The organism is Vibrio cincinnatiensis (assembly GCF_022113815.1).
GTDB lineage: Bacteria > Pseudomonadota > Gammaproteobacteria > Enterobacterales > Vibrionaceae > Vibrio > Vibrio cincinnatiensis_A.
In genome coordinates, this window is the sequence record NZ_SGOM01000012.1 from 96090 (window position 1) to 107769 (window position 11680).

9 protein-coding genes are annotated in these 11680 nt (G+C 37.7%); 8 read left to right on the forward strand and 1 reads right to left on the reverse strand.

Annotation, left to right across the window (positions count from 1 at the left end; all coding sequences use genetic code 11):
- Positions 1 to 22: 22 nt before the first annotated feature.
- Entirely contained in the window at positions 23 to 292 is a 270-nt protein-coding gene (locus EXA13_RS14265; protein ID WP_054104323.1) for a hypothetical protein, read from the reverse strand.
- 421 nt (positions 293 to 713) lie between these two features.
- Between EXA13_RS14265 and EXA13_RS14270 the strand changes: the two genes are divergently transcribed.
- From EXA13_RS14270 to EXA13_RS14305, 8 genes are all read left to right on the forward strand, one after another.
- Positions 714 to 1217, forward strand: coding sequence for an outer membrane beta-barrel protein (locus EXA13_RS14270; RefSeq protein ID WP_238133765.1), 504 nt, complete (start codon positions 714 to 716; stop codon positions 1215 to 1217).
- A 59-nt stretch (positions 1218 to 1276) separates the two neighbouring features.
- Positions 1277 to 3844 carry an SLBB domain-containing protein gene (locus EXA13_RS14275; RefSeq protein WP_238133766.1) on the forward strand — a complete coding sequence of 856 codons (2568 nt, stop codon included), beginning with the start codon at positions 1277 to 1279 and terminating at the stop codon, positions 3842 to 3844.
- 97 nt (positions 3845 to 3941) lie between these two features.
- Positions 3942 to 4946 (forward strand): Wzz/FepE/Etk N-terminal domain-containing protein, encoded by a 1005-nt coding sequence (locus tag EXA13_RS14280; protein ID WP_238133767.1) that lies wholly within the window; start codon positions 3942 to 3944, stop codon positions 4944 to 4946.
- A 147-nt stretch (positions 4947 to 5093) separates the two neighbouring features.
- Positions 5094 to 6227, forward strand: coding sequence for an ISAs1 family transposase (locus EXA13_RS14285; RefSeq protein ID WP_238133768.1), 1134 nt, complete (start codon positions 5094 to 5096; stop codon positions 6225 to 6227).
- 173 nt (positions 6228 to 6400) lie between these two features.
- Positions 6401 to 7684 (forward strand): oligosaccharide flippase family protein, encoded by a 1284-nt coding sequence (locus tag EXA13_RS14290; RefSeq protein ID WP_238133769.1) that lies wholly within the window; start codon positions 6401 to 6403, stop codon positions 7682 to 7684.
- Between the two features lie 7 nt (positions 7685 to 7691).
- On the forward strand, positions 7692 to 8951 hold the full coding sequence (locus EXA13_RS14295; protein WP_238133775.1) for an O-antigen polymerase: 1260 nt from the start codon (positions 7692 to 7694) through the stop codon (positions 8949 to 8951).
- The gene (locus EXA13_RS14300) at positions 8948 to 10111 is read left to right on the forward strand and encodes a glycosyltransferase (protein ID WP_238133770.1); all 1164 of its coding nucleotides are present in this window, start codon (positions 8948 to 8950) and stop codon (positions 10109 to 10111) included. Before EXA13_RS14295 ends, EXA13_RS14300 begins: the two co-directional genes overlap by 4 nt.
- Positions 10108 to 11238: a glycosyltransferase gene (locus EXA13_RS14305; RefSeq protein WP_238133771.1), complete on the forward strand. Its 1131-nt coding sequence runs from the start codon at positions 10108 to 10110 to the stop codon at positions 11236 to 11238. Before EXA13_RS14300 ends, EXA13_RS14305 begins: the two co-directional genes overlap by 4 nt.
- Positions 11239 to 11680: the final 442 nt, after the last annotated feature.

An 11680-nucleotide genomic window follows, 5' to 3' on the forward strand; every position in this document is an offset into this window, starting at 1 on the left:
TCATATACAAGATAACAAACAATTATTTTGAAGCAGTAGCTGTTGTCGTGGTTGCTGTATCGTTATCGCTTGCTGCAACAGCGGCAACTGCTACTGCTGCTGCCATTACTGCTGCCGCAGTACTTGCTGCAACGCCACCAGCCGCTGCACCAGCGCCTGCTGCGCCTGCAGAACCAGCACCTGCTGTGGCTGTAGTACTTGTTGTGCTACCCGCTGCACCTACTGATTCAGCGGCAATTGCGCCTTGCGCCATAGCAAACGTTGCCAGCAAAACCATTGCTGTCTTTTTCATAGTAAATCCTTATTCTAACTAGTTTTAAAACATCGATGTTGTGAAATGAAAGCACACTTCACAACTCATTTTAAGGGGAATTATTAACCAATGTAAACATGGGGTGCATAAAGTTGCGTAAATAAACGTGATTCTTCTGTCAGACGCGATTTAAATAACTAATAAGTGTGATGTGTATCATGTTTATTGTTAACTTTAGAATGATATCACGATCATGTTAATTATTGTTGATAGATGGGTTGATTAATTGCAGCACTTCATGCCGCTTTTTGTGGTTGATACCCATACACCATCCGTGCATAATCTCTGCCACATAAAAACAGAATATTAATTCGCTCCGATCATGCGTGTACAACGTAGGGCGGTAGCGTGGCTAAACAGATTCCTCAAGGGATTGTTGTTGACAACGCAGGGAACACGCATGAGATGTAATCAAACATGCCTCTTACTCGGCCTGATTGGCTCAGGTCTACTTCCATTATCGGCCATGGCCGATTCTTATACAGGCTTAAGCCTCGCTTATAGTGATAGCGAATATCGCTCTTCTACGTGGCAAGAAGCTTCCCCCCTTTTAGCTCAAGTTCAATTGGGTTATTTTTTCTCTGACTACTTTGCCCTAGAAGGGCGCTATGCCACCAGTGTGAAGCGGGAAGATGGGTTATCTATCAATGGGTTATCCAGCGTATTATTCAAAGCCAATATGCCTACTTCGGATCGATTGGCTATTTATGCGGTTGCTGGTTATTCACATGTTCGAGCCGATTATTATCACCAAACCAATAATGATAGCGGGATCTCTTTTGGGGTTGGGATGCACTACGCTTTAAGCCGTCAATCTGCCATTACGGCGGAATTTGTGAACTACCTTAACGGTGATGAGGTTCACTTAAATACCTTACAACTGGGTATGCAGTTTAGATTTTAAACGATAGAATTTGAGGGTCCAAGGACCATAGCATAGACTTCTTAACCACAGGAAATACCATGTTTAAAGGACGCTTTACTTTTCTTGCGCCTCTGCTGCTAAGCCTCTTTACCACATTATCATTTGCACAAAGTCCAACTCCTGAGCAGGTGCGAATGTTCCAAAATCTTCCTGCTGATCAACAGCAAGCGTTAGCGCAGCAATATGGTATTAGTTTACCGAGTTCTACGAGTAATCGCAGCCAGCCGCTACCCACGGCAGAGATTAACTCTCCTCGTCCTGAGGTTATAGAGCGTTTACCATCAGAGCAAGACCAGAGAGATACAAATCGTTCAAAGGAAGTGGGCTTAAAACGTTTTGGTCTGGAATTATTTGCCTCTTCCCCTTCTACGTTTGCCCCAGTGAGCGATGTGCCCGTTCCTTCTGATTATCGAGTGGGCCCAGGAGATGAGTTAGTTATCCAATTATTTGGTAAAGAGAATCGGACTCATCGCTTGCGAGTAAATCGTGATGGGGTCGTCAACTTTCCTGCTCTTGGTCCTATTTCTGTTGCCGGATTATCGTTCAGTGAAGTGCGTACAAGCTTAACTCAGCGAGTTCAAGAACAGATGATTGGCGTTCGTAGTGATATTACTCTTGGTGAGCTACGAACCATGCAAATTTTTGTCATGGGTGAAGCCTACAAGCCAGGAGCCTATACGGTTAGTGCTTTAACGACTATCTCACAAGCCATTTATTACAGTGGTGGATTTAGTCAAAGTGGCGCACTGCGTAATATTCAGTTAAAGCGTGATGGTCAGGTTATCCGTCAATTAGATTTATATGATCTTCTGCTAAAAGGCGACACCAGTAATGATGAACGCTTAATGCCGGGAGATGTCGTATGGATTGCACCGGTTCAACACACCATTACGGTTGAAGGTGAAGTACAACGCCCTGCTATTTATGAAGTGAAACCGGGTGAAAATTATCAAGCAATTTTAACGATAGCGGGTGGCCTAACGGCCAATGCTTTGCCAGAGCAAGCTCGGCTCCGACGTTTAGCCTCTCATGGATTACAAAAGGTTATTACTTTAGATTTAACCAAGCCGCAAGAATTGTCGACAAGTGCCGTGAATGGCGATGCATTGACGGTGAGCAAGCGTAGTAATTTAATTCAGCGTTATATCCAATTAGAAGGGGATATTACTCAACCGGGATTTGTTGAATGGAAGCCCAATAAACGTATTAGTGACCTTTTCTACTCACTCGAAACTGCGTTTAACCCAACCGCAGATATGTACTATGCCTTGGTTGTTCGGGAAATTAATCAGCAGCGAGATATTCAAGTACTGCAATTTAGTTTAGCAGATGCAATATTAAATCCTGAAGGTAAAAATAACTTAGTGCTTCATAACCGAGATAAGGTCATTGTTTTTAGCCGTGAGGGTGGTGAGTTAGACGATGGTGCTAAAAGCGATATGGTCAAATCATTTGATCAAGCTAAAAAAGAAGCTCAGCAAGATATACAACACGAAAATCAGTTACTCAGTGAATCCAAAAGTGCTGCTCCATATTCACGTAAATCATTATTGGCCCCTGTTTTATTGCAGCTACGCCAACAAGCAACCTACAATAACCCAGCACCTATTGCGGAACTCATTGGTGAAGTTAAATATCCTGGCCGTTATCCCATTAGCCAAAACGGTCAACTGAGTGATCTTCTTATGGCCGCTGGTGGCTTAACAGCGAACGCTTATGCTGAACATGCGGAGTTAACTCGAGGCCCAACAAGAGAGGCCCCTCAACACTCGATACTAGAAAATATCAATCTACATGATGTGCTTAAGCGCCGTGCGGATACCTTGATTTATCCTCGAGACCGACTGAATGTTTTTGAACAGCCCGGCGTTAATCATGAGCACACGGTAGTATTAAAAGGGGAAGTTAAGTTCCCTGGTATTTATACGCTTCGCAGAGGGGAAACTTTATCTCAATTACTGGATCGTGCGGGAGGGTTAACGGAGTTTGCTCACCCACAAGGCGCGGTATTTACGCGTGAAGCATTGCGCTTGAAAGAGCAGCAGTTACTTGCTCAATACGCGGCGGATATGCGCCGTGAAGTGGCGAAGAAAACCTTCAACGTGGATAGCCGTGTATCTAATGTGATTAATGACCCAGATAAAACCTTAGCATTTATTGAAGAGGCCACCAAATACCGAGCATTAGGGCGCATGGTCGTGCAGCTTGATCAAATCATTGATGGTAATGCGAGCGCTAACTTTATGCTGGAAGATGGCGACTTCCTCTTTGTACCCACCTATAGAAATACCATTTCCATTATGGGGGAAGTGCAAATGGGGATTACCTACTTGCTTGATCCTAGCTTAACTGTCAAAGATTACATTAATAAAGCGGGTGGAATGAAGAAGCAAGCCGACGATGATCGCATCTTTGTTGTTCGTGCCGATGGTTCCGTTTTTAAACCCAGTACGGGTTTTTGGTTTGGTCGGCGTAATGAAGCATTGAAAGCGGGAGATACCATCGTAGTGCCTGTTGATACCGATTACCGCGATGCACTGAATGTATGGACGGCGGCAACGCAAATTCTCTATCAAACGGGTGTCGCGGTGAATGCGTTGAAATAGGGAAGAGCAGACCCTATAAACCTAATTAATTTTATCGATCCTACTCCTAGTGCCTAGTGGTTTCCTAGGACCTAGGATCCTAGGACCTAAAAAACCAATGGAACAACAGAAACTCACACCACCTAATTACTTAACCTACCCGCCACAACCCGTAGCGATGGCTGATGATGAAATCGACCTACGCGAATTATTTAAAGCTTTATGGCAAGGTAAATGGATAATTATTGCAGTCACCTTTGTTTTTGCGGTTGGTTCCGTGCTATTTGCTCTCAGTCAGCCCAATATATATAAAGCCGATACATTATTAGCGCCTGCTGAAAGTAGTGGTAGTGGCGGTTTAGCCAAAATGGCAGGGCAATTAGGTGGGTTAGCAACGTTAGCGGGAGTTAACCTTGGCTCTGGTGAAAGTAGCCAAACCGAGCTGGCTGCGCAAGTGATGAAATCTCGCCAGTTTATACAACACTTTATCGAAAAGTATGAGCTGCTTGTTCCGTTAATGGCCGGTAAAGAGTGGGACCTATCAAGTAATCAACTTATCATTAATAATGAATTATATGATGAACAAACCCGAACCTGGTTACGTGAGCCTCAAGGGCTACGCGGTGCAAAACCGACCGCGCAAGAAGCACATGAAATGTTTGTTAAAAATATACTCACCGTTTCTAGCGATAAAACCAGTGGTTTATATACCGTGAGTGTTTCTCATTATTCCCCTTATATTGCTCAGCAGTGGGCAACCTGGTTAGTTGAAGAAATTAACCAAGTGATGCGCGAACGCACCATTGCCGAAAGTACGCAAAACCTCAATTATTTACAAGAACAACTGCAAAGAACCTCAGTGGCCGATATGCAAGCCACCTTTTACAAACTGATTGAAGAACAAACTAAAAGCCTCATGCTGGCTGAAGTGCAAGATGAGTTTGTGTTTAAAGTGATTGACCCTGCTGTGGTGCCAGAGTTAAAAAATAAGCCCAGACGTGCCTTAATTTGTGTGTTAGGTACCTTACTCGGCGGTATGCTTGGGGTAGCGATTGTTTTAGTGCGGTTTGCGTTTAGGAAGGAAGATATTGAGGAGCTAGGAAATCCGCATGAAGATCGTTGATATATAAGGGCTGCGGAGATGCTAAAAATTAGCTTTGAACCTATCAGTCATCCCAACTATTGAATGTAACGACATGAAATTAAAGATCGTCTTGTAGATCATTTTCGTTGTTTTGTAATAGCTCCTAGACAATATAGGAGCCTAAATATGAGCGAGTTAACCAACCCATTTATGCACTTTCAAATCATTAAAGATTATCGACAGGAAAACAAAATAGCACACAAATTATCAGATATTATTTTGCTGACAATTTGTGGTGTTTTGTCAGGCCATGATGGCTGGGATGGGATTATCGATTTTGGCAATGCTCGCTTAGATTTCCTCAAACGCTACGGTCACTTTGACGCGGGAATTCCTTCTGCAGATACGCTGTCTCGTGTGATGGGCATGATTAATCCGGCAGTGTTACAAAGAAGCTTTATAGCTTGGATGAAGGAGTGCCATACACTGACAGATGGAGAAGTCATCGCTATCGACGGCAAAACATTACGTGGCTCTTATGATCGTTCGAAAGGTAAAGGAACGATCCACATGGTGAACGCTTTTGCTACTGCAAACGGAATGAGTATCGGCCAACAGAAGGTTGATAGTAAAAGTAATGAAATTACCGCGATCCCCAAGCTACTTGACTTGCTAGAGGTAAAAGGCTGCTTGATTACTATTGATGCAATGGGATGCCAAAAGAAAATAGCGCAGAAAATCCTCGATAAAGAAGCGGATTATTTATTAGCCGTTAAAGGGAATCAGGGAATGCTTGAGCAAGCCTTTGATGATTATTTTCGAATGGAGATGCTTCAAGAGTTTGACGGCAGTTCTTACAGTACTCAAGAAAAAAGTCACGGAAGAACGGAAACGAGAGTGGCTTTAGTGAACCGTGATTTGTCGGTTTTAGGTGATATTGAGCATGAATGGCCCGAGCTAAAATCCATGGGTATTGTTGCTTCAATTCGGCAAGAATCGGCGGTCGCCACAGAGCAAGATGTGAGAATTCGATACTACATCAGCTCTAAAGACTTAGAAGCTCAAACATTACTGGAAGCGACGCGTTCTCATTGGGGCGTAGAAGTGATGCATTGGTCGCTTGATACCGCCTTTTGTGAGGACAATTCTCGTATAAGAGCGGACGATCGAGCAGAGGCTTTTGCCAGGATCAGGCAGATGTGTTTGAACCTATTAAAGAGCGAAACCACCTTTAAAGGTGGTATTAAACGCAAACGAATGAACTGCGCTATGGATGAAAACTACTTAAGTAAGGTTCTCGAAAGCCTTACAGGGCGGTGATGTTCATGCGGTTTCCGTGAGTGTGCGATGGATGTAAACTACTTAAGCAAGGTTCTCGGAGCCCTTGAATGACGGGGATGTTCATGCGATTTCCGTGATCTACGATTGCCTTGTATGCTTTATCTTTTTTGATATATGCATTCGTCATTAAAATTCAAATAATGGTATAGCCAGTGACTTTGAAAAAAAATTTAAAATGGAGCAGTATTGGGGTTGTCTTTCGCTACATACTTCAAACAATATCTATAATAATTTTAGCACGTTTACTAACACCTGAAGAATTTGGAATTGTAAGTAGCTCATTAATTGTTGTTAATTTCCTAGTGATTTTATCACAATTGGGTTCGTGTCAGTTAGTAGTTACATCAGACAAAAGACATTATAATAAAATACTTTTTCACGCAATGATGTTTTCTTTGACATTATCCATCTTGTTTTTTTTTACTATATTATTTTATGCAAATAAAATAAGTTATTTTATAACTGACAGTAACATAGGTTTTTATATATCCATAGCATCTTTAATTATAATCCCTAAATCAATTGCCGTCGTTATTGAAGGTGTTTTAATACGAAATTCAGATTTTAAGTACTTAGCTTATCTAAATATATTAACATATGTGTTTGGTTATTTTTTGGTTGCTATTATTCTTTCATTTAATGATTTTGGTGCCATGTCTTTAATAATAGCCTCAATCACCCAGGCGATTATCTTTCTTATTCTTGCTCTCCATAGAGCTTATACAAAGTTTGATTTGTATTTTGAGAAAAACTTCGCATTAATGAAAAATAGTTTCAATGTAGCTTTTTCTGTTTCGAGCACTCAATTGTTGAGTAACACAACTAGTCAGATTGATAACATTATAGTGTCTAAATTCTTAGGTTTAGAAGTGCTTGGTATTTATACACGAGCATATCAATTAACAGTTATACCGTGCAACCTCATTGGTCAGGTAATCAATAGGAGTTTTTTGCATTATTTTTCAAGTGGTTCAGTTCAAGAAAGAAAAAATAATGTAATACAGATAAGCTTGATACTAAGCTTTTTATTTTCAAGTTTCCTTGTAATAACTTTTAATATTTTTGATGATAAAATTGTTTTTTTATTACTTGGTGAAGCATGGGGGGATGTTGTATATCCTTTAACAATACTCTCACTTACCATATTTCCTAGGATGTTATATAAAATAGCTGAACCCATATTGTTTTCCAGTGGTAATGCAAATAGGATGGCCGTATATTCATTAGTATATCTTTTAGTAGTAGCCTTACTTTCGCTATACTTAGTACCTTATGGAATGACTGGTGTTTCCATCGGTGTGCTTGTAGGTACAATTATATACGGAATGCTTGCTTTTCATAAAGTAAGCAAGAGGAATAATCAGATTTTAAAATGCTACGTTATAACTATCGTTTTTCACTTTCTACTTGCATTTTTGGTGTTAGCTTATGTCTAAGGGGCTAATGTTATTTTTCATTATTTTATCTTTAATTTCAATATTGTTACTAGGTGAAATATTTAATAACTATACGATTGTTTTTATTCTAACTATTACACTAAGTATATTTTTAATGTGTTATGGTCATTTCTCTCCGTCTAATCCTCTAGTTTGGTATATTTTTTTTGTTAATATATATCATCTAGGCATTTGTATTTTATATTATATTGGATTTAGAGCTGTGACGAATGTTGATTCAATTATTACTATAAATGTATATGCTTTGATTGGTTTTCTTTTATCGGCATTGTTTTTTATTAAGCCTAAGGAAAATGTAAATGTTTTTAAAAAGCTGGGTTTTAGTCTTGTAAGTATAAAAATTTCACTTGTGTTAATATTATGTTTTTCTCTATTGGTGCCTGTTTTATTTATATTGTCGGGCGCACAAACCAAAGCTGAATTCACAAACAGTTTTGGTAGTTTTTTTGGTATGTTGAATGTTGTATTTTCGATGTTTTTAGTTAAGTTAAATCATAAACCTAAATGGTGGTTGTTTTTCATGACATTGTATATCATATTTGTGTCGCTGTTGTTAGGTGAAAGAAATATATTATTATCATATGCGGTAATGATTATGATAGTAGCCTATCACAGATATGGTATGTCTTTAAAAAAAACAATGGTAATTTCACTTCTTATGATTTTACTCATTCCTATACTAGGTTTATATAAAAATATATTTACTAGAGATAACTTCAATGAGAGTGGGAGTCTTAGTCCACCATTAATAATTGGGCTTTTGAATGGGGAATTTAGAAGTGCGGGCTTTAATATTGAACGCATAGTTGATAATAAAGACCAGTTTGAACTTAAATATGGCGCTAGCTTAGTTAATGATTTAATTCGTTCTGTGATTCCGGGTTTTATTTACAAGGTGGAAAATAGTATTTCTTGGTATAATAATACGTTTCATAAAGATGTTGTAGATGAAGGTCGTGGTTATGGTTTTTCTTTAGCGGCAGAAGGGTACATAAATTTCGGCTATCTAGGCGTTGTAATATGGTTTTTTCTTGTCGGATTAATAATTAATAACTTGTATATAAGGTCGTTATATAGTTCTTTCTTTCTTGTGGTTTATTCTTCTAGTATACCTATATTTATATATTCTCTTAGAGGGGATTTTTCTACAATAATCTCCCCGTTTTTCAAGCAAATATTTTTTACAATTATTTTGGTAATTATTGTAGATAAATATCTTAAAGTTAATACAGGTGTTAATCGGTGAAAAAGTTATTGGTGGTTTGTGAGGTCTTTATATCTGACGATGGTGAAAGTACCGTAAGTCGAAGTTTTAATGCAATACTAAATGAATATAGAAAGCATTTTGACAGAGTTGACGTTATTGGCCCAAGTAAAAATAATACAACGATAGATAACGTGAAAAATGTAAATGGCATCTATTATTGGGGAACTGATTTATATAGCAAGAAAATAAAAGATAGATTTAAATATTTATTGTTTGCTAAACGGAGTAGGCTTTTTTTTAAATCAGTTTTTAATGTGTCCCAACCTGATTTGATTCAATTTCGTGTGCCTTCAATTTTTTCCTTTGTTGCTTTTGATATGTTAAAAAATTCCGAGGCAAGATTGACATCTTATATATCAGGTGAGTGGTATTCTAGTTTTATATCTAACTATAATTTTATTGGGAATAAAATTGTAGCTAAGATCCTTGATTACAAGCAATTAACCATTATTAAAAATACAGTTTCTGTTTCTGCTGGTCCGCAAGTTGCTGAAATATATAAAAAACACAATTCAATATATCCATATTTTTCGACAACTCATACGTGTATTAATCGCTGTCATAAGCCGGATGATTGTTTAAATCTAATATTTCTAGGTCGCTTAGAGGGATTAAAGCGAGTTGAAGATGCAATTAACTCAATTTCAATTTTGATAGATAAATATAATTTATTAAGAATAAAGCTTAATATATACGGAGATGGTAAAGATAGAAAACGACTCGAAAATCTAGTCTTTGATTTAGGCTTAGAAAGCAATATTATCTTTCATGGTTATGTCAATGAAGTAGATGTGTTAGAAAAGGCTTACATTAACTCTCATTTTTTAGTTTTTCCGTCAATATCTGAAGGTACACCGAAAGTTTTGGCTGAGGCTATGTCATTTGGCGTTATTCCTGTAGCTGTTAGAACAACAGGGAGCATTAGATTTATTATAGACCATTTGAGTAATGGTATACTAGTCGATGCTTACTCACCGGCAGCTATAGCAAGGGAAATAAATCATTTGTGTAACAATATTGAAGAAATGAATACTATTAGAAATAATTGTTATAGCTATGCAGAGTCACATACATTAAATAACGAAGTTACGCGAATGTGGGAATATATTTTTCGTCAATATGGAGAGGAAATTAAATGAATGTTGTTTTCGTTTGTCTCACCTTAGGCGGGGGAGGTGCTGAGAGAGTAATTCAGACTCTTTCAAATAAACTTATCAGTTTAGGTGTGAAAGTTACTATAATAGCTTTAGAAGACTCTAATGTGGCCTATGGTTATTCTAAAGATATTAAAATTATTGAGTTAAAAACTGCAAAGCTTATGAAAGGAGTTGGAAAGTTATTTTATATTCCTTTACAGGCAATAGAATTAAATAGAGTTTTAAAAACTATATCCAATTGTTCAGTAATGAGCTTTTTGGTTAGGGCTAATTTTACTTTTATCATATCGTCATTCTTCAGCAAGAGGAAAGTTATAATATCTGAGAGGAATCATTCACAATCACAGTATAAAAGAAAGGGGGTGAAGGGATTTATTTTTCGTTACCTGATTAGTAAGTTATACAATATGGCTGATATAATTGTTCCAATATCAATGGGTATTGAAGATAGTTTAAGAAATGACTTTAATATTCGGAACCCTACCTTTAAAACAATATATAACCCACAAGACATTAAATCTATAAGAAGTGTAAAAATAAGAAATGACTTAGTGAACAACGAATACTTTAATTATATTACAGCTGGTAGACTCATAGAGCAAAAAGATCATATGACTCTTTTGAAATCATTTAGTAAGGTCATTAAGAATGCACCAAAATCTAGGCTCTACATATTGGGTGATGGTCCGTTAAGAGGTCAGCTTGAAAGTTATATTAAAGTAAATGAATTAGAGGGTTACGTTTTTTTACTAGGTTTTAAACAGAATGCTTTTGAATATTTTAAGCAATGTGACTGTTTTGTTTTTAGCTCTATTTTTGAAGGTTTTGGAAATGTTTTAGTTGAAGCAATGGCTTGTGGTTTGCCTATAGTATCAACCAGTTGCCCGAGCGGTCCATCTGAAATTTTAGGAGATGGTCAGTATGGTCTTTTATCTGATATATACGATGTCGACGCGCTTAGTCATAATATGTTAATTATCCAGTCTGATGGTTGCCAATCCAAGTTTAGTGAACTATCAAAAATTAGATGCGAGCACTTTGATATTGATTTAATATCATCTCAATACTTTGAAGTTTTAAGAGTGAGCCTTGACAGGGAAGCCGCATGAATATGCCCATTTTTAAAGGGACTTCCTCAAATTAGAGTCTTCTAATTTACAAGGTATTTCTTTACCATTCATCACAATATTGGAAATTCATTAAGGATCAATTTGTAGATCATTCTGAGTGTTTTTTAATGGTTCTGTACTTAAACGGAGCCAAATTATGACGACAATAACGAACCCATTTATGCATTTCGAAGGGCTTTGTTGCGTAATAGTGATTTCACGCAGAATTGTTACCTACATTTAGAATAAAATTCTTAGGTCACTTCATCTATCTACCAAGTCATAAGGTTTTAGTGGGCTTATCCTCTCTTGAGGAATGACTGGTGAAGTGGATTATTCTTTTACGCAACAAAGCCATTTCGAAGCAGGGAAAAATCATGAACATGCCTATGTTTAAAGGGTTTGTGATATAGATAACTCACAGTTTTCTTGTTTTGATGGA

Coding starts and splice junctions, on each gene's coding strand:
- EXA13_RS14265 (WP_054104323.1), bottom strand. CDS start 292: ATGAAAAAGACAGCAATGGTTTTGCTGGCAACGTTTGCTATGGCGCAA.
- EXA13_RS14270 (WP_238133765.1), top strand. CDS start 714: ATGAGATGTAATCAAACATGCCTCTTACTCGGCCTGATTGGCTCAGGT.
- EXA13_RS14275 (WP_238133766.1), top strand. CDS start 1,277: ATGTTTAAAGGACGCTTTACTTTTCTTGCGCCTCTGCTGCTAAGCCTC.
- EXA13_RS14280 (WP_238133767.1), top strand. CDS start 3,942: ATGGAACAACAGAAACTCACACCACCTAATTACTTAACCTACCCGCCA.
- EXA13_RS14285 (WP_238133768.1), top strand. CDS start 5,094: ATGAGCGAGTTAACCAACCCATTTATGCACTTTCAAATCATTAAAGAT.
- EXA13_RS14295 (WP_238133775.1), top strand. CDS start 7,692: ATGTTATTTTTCATTATTTTATCTTTAATTTCAATATTGTTACTAGGT.
- EXA13_RS14305 (WP_238133771.1), top strand. CDS start 10,108: ATGAATGTTGTTTTCGTTTGTCTCACCTTAGGCGGGGGAGGTGCTGAG.